Origin of the sequence: Mycobacterium hainanense (assembly GCF_041890355.1) — a bacterium.
GTDB classification, from domain to species: domain Bacteria; phylum Actinomycetota; class Actinomycetes; order Mycobacteriales; family Mycobacteriaceae; genus Mycobacterium; species Mycobacterium hainanense.
The window spans coordinates 378,148-403,792 of sequence record NZ_CP169059.1; the positions used below are offsets into that span (position 1 = coordinate 378,148).

General features: G+C 66.8%; 26 protein-coding genes. 12 read left to right on the forward strand and 14 right to left on the reverse strand.

The window, feature by feature from the left end:
• Position 1 precedes the first annotated feature (1 nt).
• Genes ACEL92_RS01810 through prpD form a run of 3 tightly spaced genes read right to left on the reverse strand, consistent with a single transcriptional unit; the run spans position 2 to position 3,545 of the window.
• Entirely contained in the window at positions 2–1,126 is a 1,125-nt protein-coding gene (locus ACEL92_RS01810) for a bifunctional 2-methylcitrate synthase/citrate synthase (protein ID WP_374023969.1), read from the reverse strand.
• Complete coding sequence (prpB, locus tag ACEL92_RS01815) at positions 1,123–2,040, reverse strand: methylisocitrate lyase (RefSeq protein ID WP_374023970.1); 918 nt, start codon at positions 2,038–2,040, stop codon at positions 1,123–1,125. Before prpB ends, ACEL92_RS01810 begins: the two co-directional genes overlap by 4 nt.
• On the reverse strand, positions 2,040–3,545 hold the full coding sequence (prpD, locus tag ACEL92_RS01820) for a 2-methylcitrate dehydratase PrpD (protein ID WP_374023971.1): 1,506 nt from the start codon (positions 3,543–3,545) through the stop codon (positions 2,040–2,042). The genes prpB and prpD overlap by 1 nt, the downstream gene beginning before the upstream one ends.
• A gap of 121 nt (positions 3,546–3,666) precedes the next feature.
• On the opposite strand from prpD, the gene ACEL92_RS01825 reads away from it, so the two are divergent.
• Positions 3,667–5,082 (forward strand): short-chain fatty acyl-CoA regulator family protein, encoded by a 1,416-nt coding sequence (locus ACEL92_RS01825; RefSeq protein WP_374026430.1) that lies wholly within the window; start codon positions 3,667–3,669, stop codon positions 5,080–5,082.
• On the opposite strand, the gene ACEL92_RS01830 is transcribed toward ACEL92_RS01825, so the two are convergent.
• The gene (locus ACEL92_RS01830; RefSeq protein ID WP_374023972.1) at positions 5,072–5,953 is read right to left on the reverse strand and encodes a PfkB family carbohydrate kinase; all 882 of its coding nucleotides are present in this window, start codon (positions 5,951–5,953) and stop codon (positions 5,072–5,074) included. The two genes, ACEL92_RS01825 and ACEL92_RS01830, sit on opposite strands and share 11 nt — an antisense overlap.
• Positions 5,954–6,087: 134 nt before the next feature.
• Here ACEL92_RS01830 and ACEL92_RS01835 point away from each other — a divergent pair, with 134 nt between their 5' ends.
• From ACEL92_RS01835 to ACEL92_RS01845, 3 genes are read left to right on the forward strand one after another with little or no spacing between them, the layout of a single operon-like run.
• Positions 6,088–7,008 (forward strand): zinc-binding alcohol dehydrogenase family protein, encoded by a 921-nt coding sequence (locus tag ACEL92_RS01835; protein WP_374023973.1) that lies wholly within the window; start codon positions 6,088–6,090, stop codon positions 7,006–7,008.
• The gene (locus tag ACEL92_RS01840) at positions 7,005–8,465 is read left to right on the forward strand and encodes an aldehyde dehydrogenase family protein (protein WP_374023974.1); all 1,461 of its coding nucleotides are present in this window, start codon (positions 7,005–7,007) and stop codon (positions 8,463–8,465) included. Before ACEL92_RS01835 ends, ACEL92_RS01840 begins: the two co-directional genes overlap by 4 nt.
• Before the next feature lie 19 nt (positions 8,466–8,484).
• Positions 8,485–9,471: a D-2-hydroxyacid dehydrogenase family protein gene (locus ACEL92_RS01845; RefSeq protein ID WP_374023975.1), complete on the forward strand. Its 987-nt coding sequence runs from the start codon at positions 8,485–8,487 to the stop codon at positions 9,469–9,471.
• Here ACEL92_RS01845 and ACEL92_RS01850 read toward each other — a convergent pair whose 3' ends face one another.
• Genes ACEL92_RS01850 through ACEL92_RS01865 form a run of 4 tightly spaced genes read right to left on the reverse strand, consistent with a single transcriptional unit; the run spans position 9,472 to position 12,417 of the window.
• Positions 9,472–10,074, reverse strand: coding sequence for a TetR/AcrR family transcriptional regulator (locus ACEL92_RS01850; RefSeq protein WP_374023976.1), 603 nt, complete (start codon positions 10,072–10,074; stop codon positions 9,472–9,474).
• Positions 10,071–10,844: an SDR family NAD(P)-dependent oxidoreductase gene (locus ACEL92_RS01855; RefSeq protein ID WP_374023977.1), complete on the reverse strand. Its 774-nt coding sequence runs from the start codon at positions 10,842–10,844 to the stop codon at positions 10,071–10,073. Before ACEL92_RS01855 ends, ACEL92_RS01850 begins: the two co-directional genes overlap by 4 nt.
• Entirely contained in the window at positions 10,841–11,341 is a 501-nt protein-coding gene (locus tag ACEL92_RS01860; protein WP_374023978.1) for a VOC family protein, read from the reverse strand. Before ACEL92_RS01860 ends, ACEL92_RS01855 begins: the two co-directional genes overlap by 4 nt.
• Complete coding sequence (locus tag ACEL92_RS01865; RefSeq protein WP_374023979.1) at positions 11,338–12,417, reverse strand: dihydrodipicolinate reductase; 1,080 nt, start codon at positions 12,415–12,417, stop codon at positions 11,338–11,340. The genes ACEL92_RS01860 and ACEL92_RS01865 overlap by 4 nt, the downstream gene beginning before the upstream one ends.
• Before the next feature lie 100 nt (positions 12,418–12,517).
• Here ACEL92_RS01865 and ACEL92_RS01870 point away from each other — a divergent pair, with 100 nt between their 5' ends.
• Genes ACEL92_RS01870 through ACEL92_RS01890 form a run of 5 tightly spaced genes read left to right on the forward strand, consistent with a single transcriptional unit; the run spans position 12,518 to position 16,934 of the window.
• Positions 12,518–13,375, forward strand: a complete 858-nt coding sequence (locus ACEL92_RS01870) for an SDR family NAD(P)-dependent oxidoreductase (protein WP_374023980.1) — start codon at positions 12,518–12,520, stop codon at positions 13,373–13,375.
• Positions 13,376–13,383: 8 nt separating this feature from the next.
• On the forward strand, positions 13,384–13,770 hold the full coding sequence (locus tag ACEL92_RS01875; protein ID WP_374023981.1) for a DUF1330 domain-containing protein: 387 nt from the start codon (positions 13,384–13,386) through the stop codon (positions 13,768–13,770).
• Positions 13,771–13,813: 43 nt separating this feature from the next.
• A complete protein-coding gene (locus tag ACEL92_RS01880; protein WP_374023982.1) occupies positions 13,814–15,169 on the forward strand; it encodes a wax ester/triacylglycerol synthase family O-acyltransferase in 1,356 nt (451 codons plus the stop codon).
• Positions 15,170–15,176: 7 nt separating this feature from the next.
• Positions 15,177–15,662 carry an NUDIX domain-containing protein gene (locus ACEL92_RS01885; protein WP_374023984.1) on the forward strand — a complete coding sequence of 162 codons (486 nt, stop codon included), beginning with the start codon at positions 15,177–15,179 and terminating at the stop codon, positions 15,660–15,662.
• 45 nt (positions 15,663–15,707) lie between these two features.
• Positions 15,708–16,934 (forward strand): cytochrome P450, encoded by a 1,227-nt coding sequence (locus ACEL92_RS01890; protein WP_374023985.1) that lies wholly within the window; start codon positions 15,708–15,710, stop codon positions 16,932–16,934.
• 1 nt (position 16,935) lies between these two features.
• Here the strand turns inward: ACEL92_RS01890 and ACEL92_RS01895 are convergent, their stop codons facing one another.
• On the reverse strand, positions 16,936–17,304 hold the full coding sequence (locus ACEL92_RS01895) for a hypothetical protein (protein WP_374023986.1): 369 nt from the start codon (positions 17,302–17,304) through the stop codon (positions 16,936–16,938).
• A 149-nt stretch (positions 17,305–17,453) separates the two neighbouring features.
• Here ACEL92_RS01895 and ACEL92_RS01900 point away from each other — a divergent pair, with 149 nt between their 5' ends.
• Positions 17,454–17,744, forward strand: coding sequence for a hypothetical protein (locus tag ACEL92_RS01900; protein ID WP_374023987.1), 291 nt, complete (start codon positions 17,454–17,456; stop codon positions 17,742–17,744).
• 94 nt (positions 17,745–17,838) lie between these two features.
• On the opposite strand, the gene ACEL92_RS01905 is transcribed toward ACEL92_RS01900, so the two are convergent.
• On the reverse strand, positions 17,839–18,909 hold the full coding sequence (locus ACEL92_RS01905) for an ATP-dependent DNA ligase (RefSeq protein ID WP_374023988.1): 1,071 nt from the start codon (positions 18,907–18,909) through the stop codon (positions 17,839–17,841).
• Between the two features lie 26 nt (positions 18,910–18,935).
• On the opposite strand from ACEL92_RS01905, the gene ligD reads away from it, so the two are divergent.
• Positions 18,936–19,973, forward strand: a complete 1,038-nt coding sequence (gene ligD / locus ACEL92_RS01910) for a non-homologous end-joining DNA ligase (protein WP_374023989.1) — start codon at positions 18,936–18,938, stop codon at positions 19,971–19,973.
• Between the two features lie 196 nt (positions 19,974–20,169).
• Here the strand turns inward: ligD and ACEL92_RS01915 are convergent, their stop codons facing one another.
• Both ACEL92_RS01915 and ACEL92_RS01920 read right to left on the reverse strand, forming a co-directional pair.
• The gene (locus tag ACEL92_RS01915; protein WP_374023990.1) at positions 20,170–20,298 is read right to left on the reverse strand and encodes a hypothetical protein; all 129 of its coding nucleotides are present in this window, start codon (positions 20,296–20,298) and stop codon (positions 20,170–20,172) included.
• A 418-nt stretch (positions 20,299–20,716) separates the two neighbouring features.
• A complete protein-coding gene (locus tag ACEL92_RS01920) occupies positions 20,717–20,851 on the reverse strand; it encodes a hypothetical protein (RefSeq protein WP_374023991.1) in 135 nt (44 codons plus the stop codon).
• A gap of 554 nt (positions 20,852–21,405) precedes the next feature.
• Between ACEL92_RS01920 and ACEL92_RS01925 the strand changes: the two genes are divergently transcribed.
• Positions 21,406–23,439: a glycoside hydrolase family 172 protein gene (locus ACEL92_RS01925; protein ID WP_374023992.1), complete on the forward strand. Its 2,034-nt coding sequence runs from the start codon at positions 21,406–21,408 to the stop codon at positions 23,437–23,439.
• A gap of 3 nt (positions 23,440–23,442) precedes the next feature.
• Here the strand turns inward: ACEL92_RS01925 and ACEL92_RS01930 are convergent, their stop codons facing one another.
• Both ACEL92_RS01930 and ACEL92_RS01935 read right to left on the reverse strand, forming a co-directional pair.
• Positions 23,443–24,150, reverse strand: coding sequence for a rhomboid-like protein (locus tag ACEL92_RS01930; protein ID WP_374023993.1), 708 nt, complete (start codon positions 24,148–24,150; stop codon positions 23,443–23,445).
• A gap of 50 nt (positions 24,151–24,200) precedes the next feature.
• The gene (locus tag ACEL92_RS01935) at positions 24,201–25,517 is read right to left on the reverse strand and encodes a diaminopimelate decarboxylase (RefSeq protein ID WP_374023994.1); all 1,317 of its coding nucleotides are present in this window, start codon (positions 25,515–25,517) and stop codon (positions 24,201–24,203) included.
• Positions 25,518–25,645: the final 128 nt, after the last annotated feature.

Below are 25,645 nucleotides of genomic sequence, written 5' to 3' on the forward strand. Positions count from 1 at the left end.
CTTACGATAGAGCCCGTTGCGGCGGTCCGACATACGCGCTGAGCGGACGTATCAACGCATTCGACGCGGTCTGCTCCATGATGTGGGCCGTCCATCCGGTGATCCTGCTCATCACGAAGATGGGTGTGAAGCAGGCAATGTCGAAGCCCATCAGGTAGTAGGCCGGCCCGGTCGGGAAGTCGAGGTTCGGTTTGATGCCGTTGGCCTCGGCCATGCCGTTCTCCAGGACCTCGTAGATGTCCAGCCACTTCTGTCCGTCGCGCACGGCGGCCACCCGCTCGAGCGCCTCCTTCATGGTGGGCACCCGGGAGTCGCCGTTCTTGTACACGCGGTGGCCGAACCCCATGATCTTCTCTTTGCGCGCCAGTTTGCCCCGTAACCATTCAACGGCGTTTTCCGCCGAGCCTATTTCGAGCATGTCGTGCATCACGGCTTCGTTGGCGCCCCCGTGCAGCGGGCCTTTCAGCGCGCCGATGGCCGCCGTGACCGCGCTGTAGATGTCGGACTGGGTTGAGGTGACCACCCGCGCCGCGAACGTCGAGGCGTTGAAGCTGTGTTCGGCGTAGAGGACCATCGACTGCTCGAACGCGTCGACCACCACCTGCTCGCCGACATCGCCGAAGCACATGTGCAGGAAGTTCTGGGCGTAGCTCATGTGGCTGTGCGGCGCGATGGGTTCCAGGCCGCGCCGGCGCCGCATGTCGGCGGCAACGATGGTTGGCAGCACCGCCAACATCCGCAGCGACTTGGCGTAGTTGGCCGACTCGTCGCTGTTGTCCTCCTCAGGGTCTTCTGCACCCATGTGACTTATCAGCGTGCGCACCACGTCCATTGGATGGCAGGTGTCGGGCAGCTTCGCCAGCAGCGACAGCATGGTCCTATTCAGCCCGCGCGATGCGCGTTCGCGTTGCGTGAAGAGTGCCAGCTGGTGGTCGGTGGGCAGTTCACCATGCCAGAGCAGGTACGCCACCTGCTCGAAGCTGCAATTCTTAGCCAGGTCTTGCACCGCGTACCCGCGATAGGTCAGCGAGTTGGTCTCCGGCACCACCTTGGAGATGGCGGTGGTGTCGACGACTACACCTGCCAGACCCTTGAAGACGCGGGGCTTGTCTTCGATGGTGCTCACGGCGTGACTCCTTCGAGCGCGAAGTTGTAGATATCGGAATCGAATCGGTTGTATTCGGCGTACCGCAGCAACTCGTAGAGCCGGCCGCGATGCTGCATGCGTCCCAGCAGGGCGGATTGTGTTCCGGCGTCGGCGATTTCACGAAGCCCAAGCTCGACGGCGTGCATGGCCAGGCGCAGCGTGGTCACCGGGTAGATGACCGCGTTGTAACCGATCTCGCTCAACTGCGTGGCGCTCAGCAGCGGCGACTTGCCGAACTCCGTCATGTTGGCCAGCAACGGCGTATCGACGGCCGCACGAAACCGCTCGAATTCCGCCGGCGTGTGCAGCGCCTCGGTGAAGATCAAATCGGCGCCCGCATCCGCGTACGCCTTCGCCCGATCGATCGCGGCGTCGATGCCCTCGATGCCGGCGGCGTCGGTGCGGGCGCAGATGACGAAATTCGGGTCGCGCCGCGCCGATACGGCCGCCCGCAGCTGCCGCACCATCGCGGCGACCGGCACCACGGCCTTGCCGTCGAGGTGTCCGCAGCGCTTCGGGTTCTCCTGATCCTCCAGGTGGCAGCCCGCCAGCCCGGCGTCTTCCAACACCGTCACGGTGCGGGCAGCGCTCATCGGTTCGCCGAACCCGGTGTCGGCATCGATCAGGGTGGGCAGGTCGGTCACCGCGGCGATCTGTGCGCCGCGACCGGCCACCTCGGTCAGGGTGGTCAGCCCGATGTCAGGCAGGCCGAGGTCGGCCGACAGCACTGCCCCGGACACGTAAACACCGTCAAACCCGAGCTCGCCGATCAGCTTGGCGACCAGTGGCGAGAACGCCCCCGGAAACCGTTGCAAACGACCGCTTTTCAGTGCTTCGCGGAAACCGGCACGCTTCCGGGATGCAGGCACGGTACCGCCGATGAGACCACTCATCAGAAGAGTCCCGGTGCTACGGTCGGCGCCTTGTCGAGCACGCGCGGACCGACCGTGATGTTGAGCGCGCCCAGCACCCCGGCCCGCAGGTCCGGAAGGGCTTCCGCCGCAGACAGGAACCGCTGCTGCTCGGCCTCGGAGACAATACCGTCCGCGAGCTCGGTGAACTTCCCGATGTACTGCTTGCGCTCAAACGGCCGGGCGCCCAGTGGATGCGCGTCGGCGACGGCGATCTCGTCGACAATGACCTCACCGTTGGTAAGTGTGACCTCCGCGCGGGCGCCGAACGCCTTTCGGGCGGGGTCGGTGGCGTGGTATCGGCGGGTCCATTCGGGGTCCTCGCGTGTGGAGATCTTGTGCCACAACGCGATGGTGTCGGGCCGGTGCGCCCGCTCTGGGGCATAGGACCGCTCGTGGTGCCAGGTGCCGTCCTGTAATGCGACCGCGAAGATGTACATCACCGAGTGGTCTAGCGTCTCGCGGGACGCATCCGGATCGAACTTCTGCGGGTCTTCCGAACCGGTGCCGATCACGTAGTGGGTGTGGTGGCTGGTGTGCAGCACGATCGTGGCGACCTGGCCCAGGTCGCCGATCTGTTCGCGCAACCGGCGGGCGAGGTCGATCAGGGCCTGGCTTTGGTATTCCGCCGAGTGTTCCTTGGTGTAGCTGTCCAGGATGGCCCGCTTCGGCTCGCCGGGCTCGGGCAATGGAACGCGGTAGATATGTTCGGGTCCCGACAGCAGCCAGGCGATGACCCCGTCCTCGCCCTCCCAGATGGGGGCGGGCGCGCCCTCGCCGCGCATGGCCCGGTCGACGGCCTCGATGGCGACCTTGCCCGCCCAGGCGGGCGCGTACGCCTTCCAGCTGGAGATGAGACCCTTGCGCGACTGCCGGGTGGAGGTGGTCAGGTGCAGCGCCTGGCCGATCGCGGAGTAGATGATCTCCTCGTCAAGTCGCAGCATGGTGCCCAGGCCGGCGGCCACCGACGGCCCCAGGTGGGCAACATGGTCAATCTTGTGCTCGTGCAGACAGATTCCCTTGGCCAGATCGATCTGGATTTCGTACGCAGTCGCAATGCCGCGGATCAGGTCGGCTCCGCCGATTCCGAGGTGCTGGGCGACCGCCACCAGCGGGGGAATGTTGTCGCCCGGGTGGGAATATTCGGCGGCCAAAAACGTGTCGTGGAAGTCCAATTCGCGCACGGCGACCCCATTGGCCCAGGCCGCCCACTCGGGGGAGTAATCACCCTGGATCCCGAAGAGCTTGGCGCCCTTGAACGAATTCGGGTGGGCCGCCGCCTGGGCACGGGCGGCGGCTACCGGGCGGCGGATGACCGACGCGGCCGACACGGCAGCGTTGTCGATAATGCGGTTGATGATCATCGCCTCGGTGTCCGCGGGCACCGGAACCGGGTCCGTGGCCACCTCGGCGATCTTCCAAGCCAGGTGCTCACCACGGGGAAAGTCGTCGGCGCTGCGCCGGGTCCGAACCTGATGTATCCGCATAAGCCGCACAGTACGCACGGGCATTGCAGCGGTAAATCCCCTGTAAAAGCGTAATTCTGTGTCCTTGGGCGCAGCGTTTTGCGAATGTTGTGTAAGGGTGCGGCGTAGGGTGACACCGGTGGTGGCGAAGACGTTCGCCGGTGCGCGGCTGCGGCGGTTACGCGAAGAGCATGGGCTTACCCAGGTGGCGCTCGCGCGCCTCCTGGAATTGTCGACCAGCTATGTCAATCAACTGGAAAACGACCAGCGGCCGATCACCGTTGCGGTGTTGCTCGCCCTCACCGAGCGATTCGACCTGCCCGCCCAATACTTCGCGCCCGACTCGGATGCGCGCCTGGTTTCCGACCTGCGGGAGGTCCTCGCCGAGACGTCCGCGACCGCCGGCCAAATCGAGGAGTTGGTCGCCCGCATGCCGGCCGTCGGTCAGACGCTGGTCAACCTGCACCGGCGGTTGCACGATGCCACCGCGGACCTGGAAGCGCTGCACAGTCGCGCCAATATCGACACCTCGACAATCGCGCAGCAGCCCATGCCGTTTGAGGAGGTGCGTGACTTCTTCTACGACCGCAAGAACTACATCGGGGAGCTGGACCTCGCGGCCGAGGAACTGTTCGTGCGGGCCGGGCTGCGGATTGGCGGGCTCGACGGGCAGCTGGCGGAACTGCTCGCCGACCGACTCGGCGTCACCGTCGTAGTGGATGACGGACAGGTGCTGGATCCCAACGCCAAGAGGCTCTTTCACCCCGAATCGAAGACTTTGTATCTGGCGCGATGGCTCCATCCCGGCCAGCGCGCCTTCCAGCTCGCCACCCAGATCGCCCTGCTCACCCAGGGGCCTTTGATCACCGGCATCGTCGCCGCAGACGACCAACTTAGCGACGACGCGCGCGGCGTGGCCCGCATCGGGCTGGCCAACTACTTCGCCGGCGCGCTACTGCTGCCCTACCGGGTGTTCCTCGACGCCGCCGAGGCGGCACGCTACGACATCGACCACTTGGCAAGGGGTTTCGAGGTGGGTTTCGAGACGGTGTGCCACCGCCTGTCCACCCTGCAACGACCGAACGCGCGCGGCGTCCCCTTCATCTTCGTCCGCACGGACAGCGCCGGAAACATCTCGAAACGACAGTCCGCGACGGCGTTTCACTTCTCCCGTGTCGGGGGAAACTGTCCGCTCTGGGTCGTGCACCACGCGTTCACCCGGCCGGGTCAATTCCTCACCCAGGTGGCCCAGATGCCCGACGCGCGCACCTATTTCTGGATCGCGCGTTCGACCGCCACCGAGGCCGCCCGCTACCTCGGGCCGGACAAACGTTTCGCCATCGGGCTCGGATGCGACATCGCGCACGCGGAGAAGCTCGTCTACTCCGTCGGCATCGATCTGGCGGACGGTGAGGCGACGGTGCCGATCGGGGCGGGCTGCAAGATCTGTGACCGGCCGGCCTGTCCGCAGCGCGCTTTCCCCTATCTCGGCCGTCCGGTGCATGTCGATCCGCACAGCAGCACCGATCTGCCCTATCCGCCCGCGGTCACACCTTGAGCCCGCTCAGGTCCGGCCGTCCGCCGAGACGCTGCACCGTGGCGCTGGCGGCCGCCGCCGCACGCCTGCCCGCCTGTCGGGGCTCGGCGCCGTTGCGCAACGCGGAGATCAGCCCGGCCACGAAGGCATCGCCGGCGCCGGTCGGATCCACCACGTCCACATCAGCCAATTCGAACAACTCGCTGCCGCCCTTCCACGCCAGCAGGTCGCCGACATCCGGCACCGCGAGGGCAACCAATTCGGGACCGGCGCTGAGCAGGTTGTCCGCCAACGCAAAAGCCTTCTCGACGGTGTCGACCTCCTCGCCCGCGATCAGCGCGGCTTCGGTGGCGTCGGCCCGTATCACGTCCACCGATGCGAGCAGGTCCGGCCGAATCTGGGCGGCCGGGACGCCATCCGCCACCACGCGCAGTCCCCGATCCCGCGCTCGCTGCGCGGCTTCCAGAGCCGTCGCCGGCGGTTGCTGCAGCTGAATGGAAACGGTGTCGGCGGCGTCCCACGCGGCCGCATGATCCAGATCCGACACCCGGACCAGCGAGCTCTCCGGCACGTCCTCCAACAGCATCCGCTCCGGGGGTCGCCCCACGACATCGATCAGAAGCGCTGTCACCCCGCGACGTACGACGCCACCGACCTCGATGCCGTCCCGTTCCGCCTGCTGCACCACCACCGTCCCGGCGTGGTCGTCACCCACCACACCGATGAGCGCGACCGGCACGCCGAGCTGGGCCAGGCCCACTGCCTGATTGGCGCCTTTGCCGCCGAGCAACTCCCTGCGCTGCACGATGTCGGTCGATTTTCCCGCGGCCGGCGGCCCCTCAGTGCGCAGCACCAGGTCACGCGCGATCTGGCCGATCACCACAACACCCATGCGTTTAAGGTGCCCGTTTTTCCCCGGCCGCCACACCGGAGCGATCGGTCTTCGATCCGCCGTTTCGGGCGGCGGTCGGCGGTAACCCTGCCTGAGCGCACTTCGAGCGCGTTGGACGAAACGGGAGGCGATACATGCGTGCGGCAGTCCTGGAAGCGGTGGGGGATATACCGAAGGTTCGCAATTTCGATGATCCCCAAGGCGATCCCCGCAGCGAAATCGTGGAAGTCGTGCTGGCCGGCTGCAATCCGGTGGACCTCCTGCTGGCCTCGGGAAAAATGGGCGAGCCGACGACGCCTTCGGTGGTCGGCCGCGAGGGCATCGGCACACTGGACGGCAAGCGGGTCTACTTCAACGCGCCGCCGGATCCATTCGGGTCGTGGGCGCAGCGGTGCCGCGTCGACCCCGCCAAGACATTTCCCGTTCCCGACGGACTCGATGACGACGTCGCGGTGGCATGCGGCATAGCCGGATTGGCAGCGTGGTTGCCGCTGACTCGGCACGCCGACGTGTCGCACGGGGAGACGGTGCTGATTCTCGGTGCTACCGGAGTGGTGGGACGCGTCGCCGTGCAGGTGGCCAAAATCCTGGGCGCGGGGCGAGTGGTCGGCGCGGGCCGCAACCCGCAGGCGCTGGAGCAGGCGCGCGACCTGGGCGCCGATGTCACGGTGCAATTGGGCGGCGACGACGACGCCGCGGCCCTGCGGAAGGAGGCTGGTGACGGCTACGACGTAGTGATCGACCTCGTCTACGGCAAGCCCTTCCTGGCCGCGTTGGACGCCACCGCCAACGGGGCGACGCTGGTAACCGTCGGTGAGGGCGCCGGACCGACGGCCGAGGTGCCGTTCCGCGCGTTGACCGGCCGTACCCACGTGGGCCATCTCAACGACGCCATGGGCCCCGATGTGTTGCGGGCGGGCTATGCGGAGATCACCAAACACGCAGCCGAAGGCCGGATTCGGATCGAGACCCAGCGCTACCCGCTGGACGAAGCCCCACAGGCGTGGCGCGAGCAACAGTCGGGGCCGCACGTCAAGATCGCCGTGGCGCCGTGACGAGCCGCTACGCGCCGTTCAACACCATGCCGATCGGCAACCGGTGGCGCGCCGGCTCGGCGGGCGAGAGCCGCGCCGACACCGATCCCTGGAGCGGGGAGACATTGATCGAGATTCCCCAGGCCAACGCGGACGACCTGGACGAGGCGTACGACACCGCGGCACAGGCGCAGGTGGAGTGGGCGACCCAACCCCCGGTGGAGCGCGCCGACGTCATGCGGGCGGCCGCCGAGGTGATGAGCCGGCGCAAAGACGAGATCACCGATTGGCTGATCCACGAAACCGGTGGCACCGTCGCCAAGGCCGAATTGGAGTGGAGCCTGGTGCGATCGGTGTTCTGGGAGGCGGCGTCGATGCCCCATCATGTCGAGGGCAAGATCATGCCGTCCGACATTCCCGGCAAGGAAAGCCGGGTGTATCGCGAGGCGGCCGGGGTGGTCGCCGTCATCTCGCCGTGGAACTTTCCCATGCAGCTGTCCAACCGCTCGGTTGCCCCCGCCCTGGCGGTGGGCAACGCGGTGGTGCTCAAGCCCGCCGGCGACACGCCAGTCACCGGCGGGCTGCTGCTGGCCCGCGTCCTGCAAGAGGCCGGGCTGCCGGCGGGCTTGCTGTCGGTGATCATCGGGCCCGGCTCCGAAGTCGGCGATGCGATCGTGGAACACCCTGTCCCCAAGGTGGTTTCGTTCACCGGATCCACCAAGGTAGGCCAGGGCATCGCGCAAAAGGCGGCACTCAAGCGCACCGCCCTGGAACTCGGCGGCAACGGGCCGGTGGTGGTCCTCGACGACGCGGACCTCGACTGGGCCATCGACGCGTCGATCTTCGGGTCGTTTTTCCATCAGGGACAGATCTGCATGATCGCCAATCGCATCATCGCCGATGCCAGCATCTATGACGAGTTCGTCGATCGCTTTGTCGCCCGGGCGAGGGCGCTGCGGGTCGGCGACCCGTCGGACCCATCGACCCAGCTCGGGCCGATCATCAACGAATCGCAACTGACCTCAATTCAGGACAAACTCGCGCGCGCCGCCCAAGACGGTGCCGAATTACTTTGTGGCGGAGATCCTTTCGGTCCGACCGGCCTCGCACTGCCGCCTCATGTGCTCGCGGCCGGCAACGACGTCGCCACCGCACGCGAAGAGGTGTTCGGCCCCGTGATGACCGTCATCCGCGCCGACGACGAGTCCGATGCCCTGCGGCTGGCCAACGACACCAAGTACGGTCTCTCCTCGGCGGTGTTCAGCGGTGACGTGGAGCGCGCGGTCGGGTTCGCCCGGCGCATCGACGCGGGAATGACCCACGTGAACGACTCGCCGGTGAACGACGACGCCAACACCGCCTTCGGTGGTGAGAAGGCCTCCGGAGTGGGCCGCTTCGGCGGTCAGTGGGCTATCGACGAGTTCACCACCGAACACTGGGTGTCCGTCCAGCACCGGCCGCGCGAATACGCAATCTGACCTACGGTTCAATGGTGGGATGGGTGACTCCACGCCCCAAGTGGCGATTCTGGACGACTACGCGGGCGCGGCCCTTCGCCTCGCCGACTGGTCACCGGTGCAAACCCGTTCCCGCATCACCGTTTTCGATCGGCACCTCGACGAGGACGACGCCGCCGACGCGCTGCGGCCCTTCGACGTGATCTGCACCCTGCGTGAGCGGATGGCGCTGCCGCGGACGCTGCTCGAACGGCTGCCGAACCTGAAGCTGATCACCATCGTCGGTAGGAGTCTGCCCAATCTGGACCTGGCCGCCGCTACCGAGCGGGGGATCCTCGTCGCCCACACCGACTTCACCCATCCGCGATTTCGCTCCGTGCACGACGCCACCCCCGAATTCGCCTGGGGATTGCTGATCGCCACGGTCCGGAATCTGGCCGAGGAACACCGCCGGATGCGAGCTGGTGGCTGGCAGACCACGACCGGCCTCACCTTGTCCGGCAAGACGCTCGGCCTGCTCGGCCTCGGGCGGGTAGGCAAACGGATGGCCGAATACGGGCGGGTGTTCGGCATGGAAGTCATTGCGTGGAGCCAAAACCTCACGGCGGATGCCGCCTCGGCCGCCGGCGCACGTCGGGTCGAGAAGTCGGCGCTGTTCGAGGAGTCCGACGTCGTCTCCATCCACGTCGTGCTCTCCGAACGCACGCGGGGCCTCGTCGGCGAACGCGAATTGGCCCTGATGAAGCCGGATGCGTACCTGATCAACACCTCGCGGGGGCCGATCGTCGACGAGGCGGCCATGATCACCGCCCTCCAATCCGGGCGCATCGCCGGCGCCGGTCTCGACGTCTACGACGTCGAACCGCTGCCGCCCGATCACCCGTTGCGCCGACTCCCGAACGTCACTCTGTCGCCCCACCTCGGGTACGTCACCCGCGAAATGCTCGGCGCTTTTTACGCCGACACCGTGGAGGCGGTGGTCGCGTGGCTGGACGGGACCCCGGTTCGGATCGCCAACCCCGGTTGATCAGGTGCGCTTGCGTTTCCAGTGCGGACTCTTGACCGCTTCGAGGGCCTCGGTGACATAACGGTCCAGCGGCCAGGGCCGTCCGGATTGCCGCACCCATCGCTGGAAGCCGAAATCCGCTGCGGCAAAAGCCAGTTGGACCAACAGGCCGGGGCGAATGTCGACGTCGTGGTCCACGCCCATACGTTCGGCGATCAGCTTGGCCGCCCGCTCCTTGTCGGCAGGGGTGTGCACGGTGACCTTGCGAAGCAGGTCGGGAGCCACCAGCAGCGCCTCTCGCCATTCGTCGGTGTCGGCCTGGTCGAAGGACCGGGTTCGCGTGACGATGGCGTTGATCAACGCGACGTCCGGGGACTCGTTGGCGGGCCGTTGCTCGAGCAGGTTCACGATCGCGGCGCCGCCATGGCGAACGGGGGCCAGCAACAGCTCTTCCTTTGTGGGCACGTGCCGGAAGAAGGTGCGCGGGGAAACACCGGCGGCGGCGGCGATTTCCTCCGTTGTCACGGCGTCGTATCCGCGCTCGACGAACAGCCGGAACGCCGCCCGCCTGATGTCGGCCCGGATCTGTGCGCGCTGCCGGTCGCGCAGCGACTGCCCGCTCACCGGAAGCAGCCGATTCCACCGTCGACGTGGATGGTCTGCCCGGTGATGAACGTCGCGTCGGTACCGAGCAGGAAGGCCACCAGCGCGCCGACGTCGGTGCGGACATCGCCGATGCGCTTCATCGGAACGCGGCTGACCGCCTTCGCATAATCCTTGGGGGCGAACTCTTTCCAGAGTTTGACACCGTCCGACTCGGCGAACGGGCAGATGACGTTGACGCGGATGTTGTCACGTCCCCATTCCAGGGCGGCGACCTTCGACAGGCCCCGAATGGCCTCTTTGGCGGCGGCGTACCCGCCCCATCTGGGTTCGCCGCCTGTCCCCGTCCCCGAGCCAAGGTTGACGATCGACCCGCCCCCCGCCGCGACCATCACCGGGTGCACGGCCTGCATCAGCAGGAACGTCGCCCGCGGCCCGACGTCGTGACCGAGCGCGAAATCCTCGGTGGTGATGTCGACGAACGCCTTGGGCTCGTTTGTGGCGATCGCGTTGTTGACCAGCCCGTGCACGGTGCCGAAGGCGTCCACCGCGGCCGCCACGATCCGTTGGGCGCTGTCCGGGTCGCGCAGGTCGGCGGTCAGTTTCTCGACGCGGCCCAGCGCGGAGAGCTCCGCCGTTGTCGCGCCGAGTAATTCGTGCTGAATGTCGACGAGCAGCACCGAGGCCCCGCGCTCCAGCAGTGCGGCGGCGACGCCCTTGCCGACGCCCTGGGCGGCGCCGGTCACGACGGCGACGTGGCCGCGCAGCGAGGAGGGGTGGGTGTACGTCACTCTGCCGGCCCCAACCGCAGAGGCACCTTGCGGTGCATCTCGTAGGTGCTGCGTGCGCCGTCGGGCAGTTCGATGAACTCGACGACAGTCCCGTCGGGATCTTTGACGAAAAACATTCGCACCCCGCCGATTTCGAAGGGCGCTTGGTCCGGTGTGTAGCCCACCGCGGTGATGCGCCGGTGGGTGTCGTCGAGATCGGTCACCGACAAGGACATGTTGTGGATACCGGTAAGGCCGCGACGCGCCGGCTTCTGGTCCGCAGGAGCGGTACCCAGCGACAGCAACTCGACCATCAGGCCGCCCAGCAGGCCGCCCACCACCCGGCCCTCCTGCTTGCGGGTGGCATGCAGGGCCGCGTCGAAAGGCTCACCGGAGATGAGGGTTTCGAACACCACCTCCATTCCGAGCAGGTCACGGTAGAAGGCCAAGGCGCGATCCATGTCGGTCACACCGACCACGAGGTGACAAAACGAGATATCACCGAGGACGCCGGTCATGACGTGGCGAGGTTTGCAGCGGGACACCCGGCGAACAGCGGTAGTTCGAGATAGGTCTTGATGCCGGGCTCTGCGGCGCAGACGTCGGGAATGGCATTGACGCAATGGTTGGCCGTGGCCACCACACCCGGATTCTTCACCAGACCTTCGGCGATCGTCTCGGGCTGCAGGCCCTTGAAGGTGAGGCTCACGGTCGGATCGCCGGTGATCTCGACCTCGAAACGTTCGCCGCGCCCGCCGAAATCCCACCCTGGATCCAGGCTTTCCTCACCCATCAACCAGTTGACGGCCGCCGTGATGACGGGTTCGCCGTCCACAAGGGCCTGCCAGCGGAAGCGGCGCGCCGCCACCTTTCCGGTGGTGATCGGGAACGGCGCGTAGTCGATGTCGGCGGTCGCCACGGCGACGTCCTGAATCGTTCGGATGTTCGGGTCGATGCGGAACCCCATGTGATCGGCGATCATTCGCACCGACTGCTTGAAGCCCGCCTCGAGCAAACTGGCCATGGGGCCCTGCATGGCCTCCTCGGGCGTGCCGCCGAACCCCATGATGTGGCGCACGACGTCCGGGGCGTTATAGGTCCGGATGTCGGAGAACTCCTCCGCGCGGATGTGGGTGACGGCCGAGGAAAGCGAGGACAGCATGAGCGGGAATCGTTCCGTGATGCCCCCCGGATGGATCCCCGAGCCGTGCAGCGTCACTCCGGCCTCGGTCGCCGCTTCCGCGACGGCCCGGTGCCGCGAGTTGTTGGGGTCGGGGTACACCCAGCCGACGGGGGTGACCACGTTCTTGCCGGACCGCAGGATCGCGATGACCTCGTCGTCGTTGGGCACCAACGGGCTGTACACGACGCAGTCGGCGTCCAGCGCCAGGATCTCGTCGGCGCTGGACGTGGCGGTGACGCCGAGGTCGTCAGTGCCCAAGATCCGGCCGACGTCGACACCGTTCTTCTCGGCGCTGTGCACCCAGCAGCCGGCCAGCTCCAGCTGGGGATGATTCAGGACGCAAGCGATGGCCGCCTTGCCGACTCCTCCGGTCGCCCATTGGATGACGCGCAGCTTGGACGGACTACTCATCTCCTGACCTCCGATGCTTTACACGCCGACAACCGAAATGGCACAGTATGACCCGCTGACAGTGACTGTCAACAATGGCTCCGGGTAGGAAGGCCTGTGCATGAGTGCCCTGGACGGCAAGGTCGCGGTCGTCACCGGAACCAGCCGGGGCGTGGGCGTCGGGATCGCCCACGAACTGCTCCGGGCCGGCGCCACCGTCGTCGGCTGTTCGCGCTCACCCCTCGACGCCATTCCCGGGGTCGAGCCGGACTGGGCGGCCCGGGCCTCCCAACGGGTCTGCGACCAAGGGGACTACCGCGCGATCGACTCGTTCGTCTCCGATGTCGTCGCGGAGCATGGCCGGATCGACATCTTGGTGAACAATGCCGGCGGAACGGTGCCTGCGCCGCACGTCGAAAGCATTCCTCAACTGGTGCAACGCATTCAGGGCGCGCCGCCCAGCGACGACGAATATGAGCGTACGGCGCTGTTCCACGCCTTCGCGGTCCAGATGAACCTGATCAGCCCGCTGTGGTTCGCCATCCGCGCCTACCGGCAGATGCGCACCCAGGACGGTGTCGGCTGCATCATCAACATCTCCAGCGGGGCCGGCCATCCCGCGGGATCACCGACGTTGGTTTCCTATGGCGCGGCCAAGAGCGGGCTCAACCACCTCACCCGCTCGCTGGCCGAGGAGTGGGGCCCCAAGGTGCGGGTCAACTGCATCGCGCTCGGACCGACGATGACCGAGAATTTTCGGTCCTTCGTGCTGCCCAAAGACGACCCAACGGGCGCAAAGTATTTCGCGGCAGTCCCGCTGCGCCGTGCGGGTGAGCCGGCGGAGGTGGGCAAGGTGTGCGTGTTCCTGGCCGGCGGGGAGGCCGACTTCGTCAACGGCACCACCATCGAGCACGACGGCGGGATGCTGCCCGGCGTGCTGTACGACGCCGGCCTCAAAACCATTACGGATCTGCTCTAATCCTGACCATGAGCAATTCCTTGGAGCCGACCGCCGAGCAGTTCGCCGCCCTGGCCGTCCGCCCGGCGAATGAGCCGGTGGTGATGGTCAACCTGTTGAAGTTCAAGACGCCCGACGGGGTGGCCGCCTACCAGCGCTACGGAGTGGCGGTGATCCCGCACCTTCAGCGCGCGGGCGCCGTGGTCCGCTACGCCGGGATAGCACCGACCGTTGTGATCGGCGATGGCGAAAGGCCTTGGTGGGACGCCATTCTCATCGTCGAATATCCGACGCCGCAGGCGTTCATCGACATGGTGACCGACCCGGAGTATCTCAAGGCTCACGAGCACCGTCTCGAGGCGCTGGAGCGCGGCGACCTGATCGCGACCTCGACGTGGTCGCTGGCTTTCGAGTGACTGGGTCCTAGCGGGTTTCTGCCCGGTCGCGTCTAATTGGTGGATGGAACTGATGATGCCCACCGACGCGATATTTCTGCTGGGAGAGTCGCGCGAACATCCCATGCATGTCGGCGGCTTGCAATTGTTCGAGATGCCCGTCGGCGCAGGTCGCGGCTTCGTCCGGGAGCTCTACGACCGTTTGGTGGCGCAGGATGATTTCCAGCCGACTTTTCGCAAGCATCCGGCGACGTTCGTCGGCGGCATCGCCAACCTGGGCTGGTCCTACGACAAAGACGTCGACGTGAACTACCACGTCCGGCGCTCGGCAGTGCCGTCGCCCGGACGCATCCGCGAATTGCTCGAGCTGACTTCGCGGTGGCACAGCGGCCTGCTGGATCGTCACCGTCCGCTCTGGGAGACCCACATCGTCGAGGGCCTCAAGGATGGCCGGTTCGCCATTTACACCAAGATCCACCACGCCCTGATCGACGGGGTCTCGGCGCAGAAACTCATGCAGCGCGCGCTGTCGACGGACCCCGAAGACACCGAGATGCGGGCGCCCTGGAGCCTGCCGAAACGCAAGCGCAAGGGCGGCCCGGTGAGCCCATTGCGTTCTGTGTTGAACGCGGCGGGATCCATTGCGGCGCTGGCGCCTTCGACGCTTTCGCTGGCACGTGCCGCGCTGTTCGAGCAGCAGCTGACGTTGCCGTTCGGCGCCCCGCGCACCATGCTGAACGTCAAGATCGGCGGCGCTCGCCGCTGCGCCGCGCAATCCTGGTCGCTGGACCGGATCAAAAGCGTCAAGAAGGCCGCCGGCGTGACCGTCAACGACGTGGTTCTGGCGATGTGTTCGGGCGCTCTGCGTTATTACCTGCTCGAGCAGAACGCGCTGCCGGACACGCCGCTGATCGCGATGGTCCCGGTGAGCCTTCGCACCGAAGACGAGGCCGACGCCGGAGGCAACCTGGTCGGCGCCATCCTGTGCAACCTGGCCACCGACAGCGACGACCCCGCGCAACGGTTGCAGACCATCGGCGAGTCCATGCGGAGCAACAAGCAGGTGTTCTCTCAGCTGCCTCGGTTCCAGGCGCTGGCGCTGTCCGCGGCCAACACCTCGGCCCTGGCGTTGGCGGCGGTCCCGGGCTGGGTGGCGTCGACGTCGCCGCCGTTCAACATCATCATTTCCAACGTGCCCGGGCCTACCCAGCCGACCTACTACGGGGGCGCTCGGCTCGACGGCAACTATCCCCTGTCCATCGCGCTGGACGGGCAGGCGCTGAACATCACGCTGACCAACAACGCGGGCAACCTGGACTTCGGCTTGGTCGGATGCCGTCGTAGCGTCCCGCACCTGCAGCGCTTGCTCGCGCATTTGGAGTCCTCGCTCAAAGACCTGGAACTCGCCGTCGGGGCATGATCAGACGATGCCGAAGCTCAGTGCGGGCGTGCTGTTGTACCGGATCCGCGACGGCGTCGTCGAGGTTCTGATCGCGCATCCGGGCGGGCCGTTCTGGGCGCGGAAGGACAGCGGTGCCTGGTCGATTCCCAAAGGGGAGTACACCGACGGCGAGGATCCCTGGGCAGCCGCGCAACGCGAGTTCGCCGAGGAGTTGGGGCTTTCGGTGCCGTCCGGGGCCCGGCTGGAACTGGGCCAGCTGAAACAGTCCGGCGGGAAGGTGGTCACCGCCTTCGCCGTCCGAGGCGACCTCGACGTGGCCGACGCGCGCAGCAACACCTTCGAATTGGAGTGGCCGAAGGGTTCGGGAAGGCTGCGAGAATTCCCGGAAGTCGATCGGGTGGACTGGTTTTCGGTGGCGCAGGCGCGCGGCAAGCTGCTGAAGGGACAACTGGCGTTCCTGGACCGGCTGATGGCGGACTCGGATCTGGCGGGGTTACGGGAAGGCGCGTGACGTGCGTGGACGCCCGTGTGTCATGCGGGCGGGCAGAATGGCCGCATGACGACCGCCCCGACCGAATCCCAGGGGTTGCTGCTGCAGCTGCTGGACCCTGCCAACCGGCCCGACCCGTATCGACTCTGCGCGCGGTTTCGCGACGGCGGAGCGCTGCGGCTGCCCGATGCCAACCTGGCGGTCTTCTCGAGCTACCGCGATTGCGACGAGGTGTTGAGGCACCCCCTGTCGAGCAGTGACAACGTCAATTCGACGGTCGCCAAGCGGCAGGCCGAGGCCGGCACGGCGCCACCGAGGCAGGGTCCGCCGGGCTTTTTGTTTCTCGATCCGCCCGACCACACGCGGCTGCGCAGGCTGGTCAGCAAGGCGTTCGCCCCGAAGGTGGTGAGCGCGCTGGAGCCCGATATTCGGTCGCTGGTCGACGGCCTGCTCGATCGGGCCGCCGAACAGGGTCGGTTTGACGTCGTCGAGGATTTCGCCTACCCGCTGCCGGTGGCGGTGATCTGCCGCCTGCTCGGCGTGCCGCTCGACGACGAGCCGCGGTTCAGCCGCGCGTCGGCCTTGCTGGCTCAGGCGCTGGACCCGTTCTCGACGATCACCGGCGTGCCGCCGGCCGTCGCAAACGAGCGACAACAGGCCGGTGCGTGGCTGCGCGCCTACTTCCACGGCCTGATCGAGCGTCGCCGTTCACAACCCGGCGACGACCTGCTGTCGGGGCTGATCGCGGTGGAGGAGTCCGGAGACCAGCTGACCGAGGACGAGATCGTCGCAACCTGCAATCTGCTCTTGATCGCCGGACATGAGACCACGGTGAACCTGATCGGGAACGCCGTGTTGGCCATGCTTCGGAACCACGCGGAGTGGACCGCCCTGGGCGCCGACGCCGGTCGAGCGCCCGCAATCGTGGAAGAGACCCTGCGTTACGACCCGCCCGTGCAGCTGGTTGGCCGAATCGCTCTCGCCGACATGGTGATTGGTGATGTCGAGGTGCCGGCGGGCGACGTCATGATGTTGCTGCTCGCCGCGGCCCACCGCGACCCCGCGGAGTTCGACCGGCCCGACACCTTCGATCCCGGCCGGGCACCCTTGCGCCACTTGGCTTTTGGGCGGGGGGCCCACTACTGCCTTGGGGCACCCCTGGCGCGGCTGGAAGCCGGCGTGGCCCTGTCGGCCATAGCCGCGCGCTTCCCCGACGCCAGGCTGGACGGCGAACCGCAGTACAAGGCCAACGTCACCCTGCGCGGCCTGTCCCGGCTCACGGTTGAGGTCTAGCTCACCCGCGCTCCCACGGAGGGCTCTCGCCCATCTTGTTGTAGTACTTGGCCAGGTGGCTTTTGACCCTGTCGACGTCCTCCTTCGGCAGGTCGATGCCGCCGCGTGCGCCATCCATGATGGCGCCGGCTGCCATCACTCCGCGTGGCACCGCCTTGAGCTCGCCGCCCACGACATCGGCGATCAGCAACTTGTACGCCGTGAAGTTGTCCTTCTTGCCGTTGTCGTACCAGACGTGGGCGTCGCGATACTTCTGGTTCGGTGCGTCCTCGGCCCCGGCCCACTTGCGCACCCGCTTCTCCGCCGCGTCACCGTCCCATTTGCGGTCGCGATCGGCCAACGGCAGATCCTGAAATGCTGTCACTGACATGTAGGTTCGCGTGCCCGCCCGCGGTGGTCGTTAAACGTCCCTTCAATCGACCCGCCACGCCGGCAGATAAGCGGTAGCGTCGTTGTTGCTGGCTGTGCCGTCGACGGTGTTGCCCGACGCACCAGCGGCGACGTGAACGGGAGACCACCATGAAGCACTGCATCGGCGGCGGACTGGCCGTCGTGCTGACGGCTGGAGGACTGCTCGCCTTGGCGCCGCCGGCCAGCGCGGGGTGCCAGTACGGCGGGTCTTTTCTCAGCAAATGTGATGGACCCGTCCAGCCCGACGGCACCTGGCAACGTTGCGTGGGATTCACCCACCTGATCTGGAACGGCGCGAGCTCCTACCTCGTGCCGGATAAGCGCTGCGACCTGATGGGCCCCGACCAACACCCGGGGGATCTGGCCTTCGCCGATCCGCCGACTCACATCGACGGCTGAACCGCGGGGCCGCGCGGTGGCGCTAGCTCACCCGTCCCAAGTCCCGCCGCCGTCGCCCGGCTTCCCGTGGCCGTGATTCGCGAGTGGATCACCGCTAGCCCGAGCGCAGGCCCGGCACGATGTCGTCGAGGCTGAAGGTGACCGGCTGTTCGAGTTGTTCGTAGGTGCACGAGCGCGGTTCGCGGTCCGGCCGCCACCGGTTGAACTGCGCGGTGTGCCGAAAGCGCCGGCCTTCCATGTGGTCGTAGCGGACCTCGACCACGCGTTCCGGCCGCAGCGGCACGAACGAAAGGTCTTTGCCAGCGTTCCAGCGGGAGAATTCGTTCTTTCGCGGCGTTCGTTCTCCGGCCTCGTGGGCGGCCCAGTTCCATGGATGGCCGTCGAAATCGGTAACGAGCGGCTGCAATTCGGTGAATAGGCGACGCCGCTCGGCCATCGGGAATGCCCCGATCACGCCGACGGAGGCGAGTTGACCATCGTCCTGGTAGAGCCCGAGCAGCAGCGAGCCGATCGCTTCGGCGCCGGACTTGTGCACGCGATAGCCGGCCACCACGCAGTCGGCGGTGCGCTCGTGCTTGATCTTGAACATGACACGCTTGTCGGGCTGATAGGTGACGGTCAGCGGCTTGGCGACGACACCGTCGAGGCCGGCCCCCTCGAATTCGTCGAACCAACGCCGCGCGAGGTCGATGTCGGTGGTGGCGGGGGTGACGTGGATCGACGGGCCGGAGTCTGCCAACGCCTCGACGAGAGCGGCGCGCCGTTCGGTGAACGGTCGCCGGGTGTAGTCGACGTTCCCGAGGGCGAGCAAGTCGAACGCGATGAACGATGCGGGCGTCGCCTCGGCGAGCATCCGTACCCGCGAGTCGGCGGGGTGGATCCGTTGTTGCAGCGCCTCGAAATCCAGGCCGTGGTCCGTGGCGATGACGATCTCCCCGTCGATCACACAGCGCTGGGGCAGCTCAGCCCGCACCGCGGCAACCAGCTCGGGGAAATAACGCGTCATCGGCCGCTCGTTGCGACTGCCCACCTCCACTTCGTCGCGGTCGCGGAAGCAGATGGACCGGAATCCGTCCCACTTGGGTTCGTATGACGCATCGGGCGGGATCGATCGCACCGACTTGGCCAGCATCGGCGACACCGGGGGCATGACAGGTAAGTCCATAGGCCGATTGTGCTGGAATCGTTGGTATGGCTGCTGCAGAAGAGCTCGACGTCGACGGTGTCGCGGTGCGCCTGACAAATCCGGACAAGGTCTACTTCCCCAAGTTGGGCGCCAACGGCACCAAGAGGCAGCTCGTCGAGTACTACAGAGCCGTGGCGGGCGGTCCGATGCTCGATGCGCTGCGCGACCGGCCCACCCACCTGCAGCGCTTCCCGGACGGCATCGACGGCGAAGAGATCTATCAGAAACGGGTTCCGCAGCACCATCCCGAGTATCTTCAGACCTGCCAGGTGACGTTCCCCTCGGGGCGCACCGCCGACGCGCTGAAGGTGACGCACCCCTCGGCCATCGTGTGGGCGGCGCAGATGGGCACCATCACGTTGCATCCGTGGCAGGTGCGCTGTCCGGACACCGACCATCCCGACGAGTTGCGCATCGACTTGGATCCGCAACCCGGCGTGGCCTTCGAGCAGGCGCGGACGGTCGCGGTCGACGTGTTGCGGCCGCTGCTCGACGAGCTCGGTCTGGTTGGCTACCCGAAGACATCCGGCGGCCGCGGCATTCATGTTTTTCTGCGGATCGCCACGGACTGGGATTTCGTCGAGGTGCGCCGCGCGGGCATCGCGCTGGCCCGCGAGGTGGAGCGCCGCGCACCCGAGGCCGTCACCACGTCGTGGTGGAAGGAGGAACGGGGCGAGCGCATCTTCATCGATTTCAATCAGAACGCCCGGGACCGAACCATGGCGTCGGCATACTCGGTGCGGCGCACCCCGATCGCCACGGTGTCGACGCCGTTGACGTGGGACGAGCTCGCCGCTGCGGAACCCGACGACTACACCATGGCGACTGTGCCCAGCTTCGTGAAGGACCGTGAGGATCCCTGGGGCGCTATGGATGATGTGGCGCAGTCGATCGCCCCGTTGCTGGAGATGGCCGAGGCCGACGAAGAACACGGCCTCGGCGACATGCCGTATCCGCCGAACTATCCCAAGATGCCCGGGGAACCCAAACGCGTTCAGCCCAGCCGGGATACGGATTTGAAGAAAGACAACAAGTCGAAGTGAACTCGCTTCGGCGGGCGTGTGGGTGAACCTTTGGTGCGATTTGTCGTTGCCACTTCAAGGCAGCCCGAATCGACTTGAGGTGCAACCGCGCGAGGGCGTTGTCATCTCAGCGCGTCGGTACGCGCTGACTGGCACGCCCATGGGCCCAAAAATGGTCCGCATCAAGCGAAACGTGCCAGTCAGCGCGACGGCCCTTCTACGGTGTGCAGGTGATGCCGGTGACACCGCCGCTGCAGGAGAAGGTAGGCAGCGTACATCCGGAGCTTGTCAACGCGGTGAAGGCCAGGACCAGGCCGAGAACAACCTTGTACTTCAAACGAGACATGACCACTCCATTCGTTGAGAAGAAATGCTTCGCCCGAGAAAGACTATTATACGTGAGTACAATGCGTAAGGCTATGGTACTCAACAATTTTGCGCTGATTTAGATCGGGTAGTTCATCGAATGGAACTGCTCACCCGTGGAAGCTTGCCCTTCCCGCGAATGAATTTGGTTGTGCTGCAATGGGAAAGCGAGCTCGGCGAACGCGCAAGTCGCCGGCCCGAAGTCCGTCCGGCGGCGAGCGCCTAAGAGCGTGCATGCACGAAAAGCTACGATGGATGTGAAAGTGCCTGATTCATAGGCTATTTCATCCTGAAGTACATCCCGCATCGGGACGCGCGGACTGGCGCACTCAGTTGCAAAGACGAACTCGGCAAGGGGAGTGGCCAGTCGCGCGGCCCCTAGGCGGAAGGGCCGCCGCCTACGGCACGCAGGTGATCCCGGTGACCCCACCGGCGGTGCACGAGATAGTCAGCGGCACCGTGCAGCCGGAGCTGGTCAAAGCGGTGAAGGCCAGAACCAGGCCGAGGACAACCTTGTACTTCAAGCGAGACATGAACCACTCCATCCCCTGAGGAGAAATGTGACGCCCGAGGGGGGTTATATTACGTGAGTGCAATCCGGAATGCTATGGGATTTAGTAAATTTGCGGCAATCTACGTCGGCCGATTGAAGGCCGCGATCGGCGCCGCGGAGCCGCCTCCCGCCGTCGGCTGATGCGTCGCAGGGCGCACTTTTGCATTCATGTCGAAATCTCCCCGAAGTCGTAGGGCGCGCGATAATATGGGGCAGCGCACGATCCGACCTACATTTCCAACAATGCAGGTCGATGTGGAACGTGTTCGGGGGAACCGACATACGGGTCTGGCCGACGGAGTGCGGCCTTCGTTCGCGCCTCCCAATGCCGGCATCCCGATTGCCTCCTGCCGATGCGCTGGATAAGCTGACCCAACGACCAACACCGACCGCGCCGGCGGTTCCGCATGTGCCAATTCCGGTCTCCTTCCCGAACCGTCAATGTATTGAATGCATTTCACGAAGAAGTGCCGCCGAGCCCGCGAAAGATTCCAAACCCGGCCAACTCGACCGGGAAAAGTAAGCTTGACCGTTATGCGTCCGGCGATTGGTGCGTGGTGCCTGGGATTGGCCTTGGCGCTCGCTGCCGCGGCCGGCGTCACCGTCGCAACCGCGGCGCGCGCCGAGCCGGTCGGCCGCAGCACCGGTGATCGGCTGGTTGGGTGGGACGCCTACCGCCGGCTGGACCGGCTGCCCTATCTGCGCACCGACACACAGGCTTTGCAGGTGTCCAGCTTCGACCGCAGCGGTGGTGATTTCGACCTTTCCACCGGAAACCGCAACGGCACCGGCGGGTGTTTGGCGTCGGGCGGCGCAGGCTGCATCGTCGCGGAGGATCGCGGTGCGGGCGAAGTCGATTCGATCTGGTTCACCCGCGACGGCGGCAAGGTGACCCGCATCGGAAACATCCGGGTGGAACTCGATGGACGGACGGTGTTGGACGCCCCCTTGCAATCGGTGGTCAATGGTGCGCTGGGTGCGCCGTTCGAATGGCCGCTGGTCGCCAATGCGGCGCAGTCACCGGGGGGCGTGTACATCAAGGTGCCGATGCCCTACCGCGAGTCGATGCGCATCAGCGTCACATCCAATCTCGAGTACTACCACGTCGACTATCGGCAATTCTCCACGGGCGAGGGCATCACGACTTTCTCGCCCTCCGACCGAGCCCTTGATGTGCTCGCGACGCTGCGCGGGGCGGGCACCGCCGACCCGAAACCGCCGGCAGCGACGGTGGTTCACGACGAGCGGGTTGTCGATCTTCCCGCCGGCGCCGCGGCGACCATCGCGGAAGCGGGGGGCCCGGGCAGCATCACGGCGGTGCGACTGCAACTGCCCGAACCGAACGATCGACTGTTGAACGGCTTGCGGCTGCAGATGGAGTTCGACGGGCGGACCATGGTCGACTCCCCGGTCGGGGAGTTCTTCGGGGCCGGGCTGGGCGCCGTGGCGGTGCGGTCGCTGATGTTCGCCGTGACCCCGCAACCCGGGGGATCGCTGACGCTGTCCGCATGGTGGCCGATGCCCTACGCCCATTCAGCTCGCCTCGCGCTCGTGAACACCACCGGTGACGCCGTAGCCGGAATCGTCGGCGACGTGGCGACCGCGCCCGACCCGCAATGGGAGTCGGCGCTGGCGGGCGGACGCGCCGGCTATTTCACCGCCCGTTCCCACTCCGCGCCGACCACCCTCGGCCAGGACTGGTTGTTCGCCGACGAACAGGGCCACGGCAAGTTCGTCGGCGTCAGCCAGACCATTCGCGGGGCCCGAATCAAAACCGCGTTCAGTGACACCGCCCCGTACTTTCTCGAAGGGGCGGAGCGCGTCTACACGGACGGCGCCGCATCGCCGCAGTGGTACGGCACCGGCACCGAGGATCTCTACGAGGGTGGCTGGTACTTCAAGGCCGGCACCCGGTTCAGCGACCCGCTCACGGGTCAGCCAGATCAGCGCACGGCGACCGGGGGCTGCGCGGACTACTGCGTCGCCGTCTACCGGCTCATGCTCGCCGACGCCGTCGACTATCACTCCGCGATCCGCTTCGGCATCGAACATGGCAAGCGGAACATGGTCCAACCCGACTACAGCTCGACCGCTTTCCTCTACACCCAACCCGACGACACCCTGGCCGGCGGGGACGACGTCCGCCCCGGCGATCCGGTCAGCCGACTCCTGCACGGCTACGCCGACGCCGACGCCACCGATCAACTACTGGTCAGCGAATACGAGGGCAGCGAAGACACCCGTCCGGTCATCGGGTCGGTCCGCTCGACGGCGGCCGCGATCACGTTCCACGTCGAAACCGACCCGAACAACCGCGGCGTCCTGTTGCGCCGCACATCGGACCAAGCGAACGGATTCCAGTGCGTGGACGTCGCGATCGACGGGATACCCGGGGGGACCTGGTTGCAGCCGCGGAACAACCCCATTCACCGCTGGCTCGACGACACCTATCTCTTACCGCCACCGCTGACTGCCGGCAAGGCGCAACTGACGATCACCCTTACGCCCACGCCCGACTCACCGCCTTGGACGGCGAGCCGCTACCTGCTCGAGACGGTGACCGGTTGACCGCTAGGCAGCGGTAGTCCGCATCACCCGAGCGGCCAAGAACGAGGCGATCAACACCCCTGTCGACCCGGCGACGGGAGCCACCGACGACGACCACCCCGACAACACGAAGTAGCCGAAGGCGGCGCCAACGACCAGCAGGGCGGCGTGCGCGGGGGTCCAGTGCTCGATCGACGGCAACCAGAACGCCAACCCCATGCCGAGAAGCAGCGCCACAACGTGACCGAACGCGGTGAAGTCCGCGTCGAGCGTCCCCACCAACGCGATGCCGAGCCACCAACCGATCCAAGCCGGGCGCCAGCGCGCCGGTATCGATGCGGTCAGCGCGCCCAACACGCACACCGCGCCGTAGCTGGTCCCGACGTCGGTGGCGTGCGCCACCGAGAACGGGAGCCATCCCGTCTCCACCGCGGCCACCAGCCCCACCGCCACGATCACGGTGGCGCCGATGTGGCCGACGGCAAAGGTGATCAGCAAACCCCGGCCACGCCAAATCAGTTCGCCCAGCGCCAGCAGGCACACCAGCCCGGGCAGCCAGAGATAGACGTCGCCGCTATCGCTGACGAAAGCGCTACCGATCAAGCTGCCAAGGTTGCCGTGCGCCAGGTTGTGCAGGTTGGTGCTCATCTCCCTGACCACCGCGGCGCGAGTGTGCCCACCCAGCGCCGACAGGGTGACCGAGCTGGCGATCAGCATGACGGCATATGCCACCGTGACACGCACGCGGTCTGGGCGCACGCGAAGGTCGGTGCGGGACAGCATTATTGACTGTTCCAGCCCCGGTCGCGGGCCAGCAGGTCGGCGACGGTTTCTCTACGCACCAGTTCGCGAGACCTGCCGCCGCAGACCGCGACCAGCGGTGGGCGGCCCACCATGCTGTGCCTGGGCAGCATCGAGTGTTGGTAGGCGCCGGTGCAGGCGACGGCCAGCAGATCTCCAGGGCGGATGTCCGCGGGCAGTTCGACGTCGCGGGCGAGTTCGCGACCGTCGCCGTGCCGGCCGACCACGGTGACCGGCGCGGTCGCGGTCGGACGGTGCCGATTGGCCAGCGCCACCGTGTATTTCGCATTCGGGCGTTCCGCGCCGGCCACGTCACTCGAGCCGCCGTCCACCGCGACGAAGGTGCGCCCTCCGGGTTGGCGTTTGACGGCGATGACCCGGCAGAGCATCATTCCGGCCCGCGCGGCGACGGCGCAGCCCGGCTCGATCACGATTCGGGGGCGAGGGAATTCGTGCTCGGCACAAGCCGATTCCAGCGCGCCGTCGATGGCGGTGCCCAGCGCGCGTACGTTGAGTTCGGGGTCGCCGGAGAGGTACGGGACCGCATGTCCACCGCCGAGATTCAGTTCGGTGAGCACGACCTGATGGCGGTCGCGGACCTCGGCCATCACACCGATCATCTGGCGAATCGCCTCGCCGTAGACCGAGGCGTCGGTGAGCTGTGACCCGAGCCGGCAGTGCAACCCCACCAGATCCAGCCACGGCTGGTCCACGACACGCCTCAGCGCGCCGGCCGCCTGCCCGCCCGCGAGCGCGAAGCCGAATTTCTGATCGATCGCCCCGACGTCGGGGATGACCCCCACCAGGACCCGTTGACGCTGACGCACGCGGCACGCCAGCAGGGAGACCTCGCTCGGCGTATCGACGACGATCCGTCCGACCCCGGCGGCGACCGCGTCGCACAGTTCGGCCGCGGTGATGACACCGTCCAGGATGATCCGTGACGGCGGGACGTCGGCGGCCAGCGCGGTGGCCAGCTCACCGGCCGAGGCGACGTTGACACCGGCCCCTTCGCCCGCGGCCCACCGGGCCACGTCGACGCTCAACAGCGCCTTGCCGGCGTAGATCAGCTCCGCGTCGGGCAGCGTCGCGCGATAGCAGCGGATGCGGGCCCGAAAATCCTCCTCGTCCACTACGTACGTGGGCGTGCCGAACTCGGCGGCGAGGTCGTCGGCGGCCACGTCACCCACGCACAGCCGGCCCAGGTCGTCGACGTAGGCGCTCAACGGCCAGATCGCGCGGTCGAGGTGCGGGTTCAGCCCGTGCCTCAGCGACGGAAGCAGCTCGAAGAGCGTCATGCCTCCACGGTGCCGGTCCGGCCGGGCCCGCGCCGCATTCTTAACGAAGCCTTCACACCGGGGCGGCAAATCTTCACAGATCCGGAACACCGGCCGCGATCGAGGCGATCACCTCGTCCGCGGACACG

What these genes read in the sequence shown, in the direction of transcription:
- prpB (WP_374023970.1), bottom strand. Translation starts at nt 2,040, where the DNA reads ATGAGTGGTCTCATCGGCGGTACCGTGCCTGCATCCCGGAAGCGTGCC.
- prpD (WP_374023971.1), bottom strand. Translation starts at nt 3,545, where the DNA reads ATGCGGATACATCAGGTTCGGACCCGGCGCAGCGCCGACGACTTTCCC.
- ACEL92_RS01830 (WP_374023972.1), bottom strand. Translation starts at nt 5,953, where the DNA reads ATGGGTGTTGTGGTGATCGGCCAGATCGCGCGTGACCTGGTGCTGCGC.
- ACEL92_RS01835 (WP_374023973.1), top strand. Translation starts at nt 6,088, where the DNA reads ATGCGTGCGGCAGTCCTGGAAGCGGTGGGGGATATACCGAAGGTTCGC.
- ACEL92_RS01845 (WP_374023975.1), top strand. Translation starts at nt 8,485, where the DNA reads ATGGGTGACTCCACGCCCCAAGTGGCGATTCTGGACGACTACGCGGGC.
- ACEL92_RS01860 (WP_374023978.1), bottom strand. Translation starts at nt 11,341, where the DNA reads ATGACCGGCGTCCTCGGTGATATCTCGTTTTGTCACCTCGTGGTCGGT.
- ACEL92_RS01865 (WP_374023979.1), bottom strand. Translation starts at nt 12,417, where the DNA reads ATGAGTAGTCCGTCCAAGCTGCGCGTCATCCAATGGGCGACCGGAGGA.
- ACEL92_RS01870 (WP_374023980.1), top strand. Translation starts at nt 12,518, where the DNA reads ATGAGTGCCCTGGACGGCAAGGTCGCGGTCGTCACCGGAACCAGCCGG.
- ACEL92_RS01875 (WP_374023981.1), top strand. Translation starts at nt 13,384, where the DNA reads ATGAGCAATTCCTTGGAGCCGACCGCCGAGCAGTTCGCCGCCCTGGCC.
- ACEL92_RS01880 (WP_374023982.1), top strand. Translation starts at nt 13,814, where the DNA reads ATGGAACTGATGATGCCCACCGACGCGATATTTCTGCTGGGAGAGTCG.
- ACEL92_RS01885 (WP_374023984.1), top strand. Translation starts at nt 15,177, where the DNA reads ATGCCGAAGCTCAGTGCGGGCGTGCTGTTGTACCGGATCCGCGACGGC.
- ACEL92_RS01890 (WP_374023985.1), top strand. Translation starts at nt 15,708, where the DNA reads ATGACGACCGCCCCGACCGAATCCCAGGGGTTGCTGCTGCAGCTGCTG.
- ACEL92_RS01895 (WP_374023986.1), bottom strand. Translation starts at nt 17,304, where the DNA reads ATGTCAGTGACAGCATTTCAGGATCTGCCGTTGGCCGATCGCGACCGC.
- ACEL92_RS01900 (WP_374023987.1), top strand. Translation starts at nt 17,454, where the DNA reads ATGAAGCACTGCATCGGCGGCGGACTGGCCGTCGTGCTGACGGCTGGA.
- ACEL92_RS01905 (WP_374023988.1), bottom strand. Translation starts at nt 18,909, where the DNA reads ATGGACTTACCTGTCATGCCCCCGGTGTCGCCGATGCTGGCCAAGTCG.
- ligD (WP_374023989.1), top strand. Translation starts at nt 18,936, where the DNA reads ATGGCTGCTGCAGAAGAGCTCGACGTCGACGGTGTCGCGGTGCGCCTG.
- ACEL92_RS01915 (WP_374023990.1), bottom strand. Translation starts at nt 20,298, where the DNA reads ATGTCTCGTTTGAAGTACAAGGTTGTTCTCGGCCTGGTCCTGGCCTTC.
- ACEL92_RS01920 (WP_374023991.1), bottom strand. Translation starts at nt 20,851, where the DNA reads ATGTCTCGCTTGAAGTACAAGGTTGTCCTCGGCCTGGTTCTGGCCTTC.
- ACEL92_RS01925 (WP_374023992.1), top strand. Translation starts at nt 21,406, where the DNA reads ATGCGTCCGGCGATTGGTGCGTGGTGCCTGGGATTGGCCTTGGCGCTC.
- ACEL92_RS01935 (WP_374023994.1), bottom strand. Translation starts at nt 25,517, where the DNA reads ATGACGCTCTTCGAGCTGCTTCCGTCGCTGAGGCACGGGCTGAACCCG.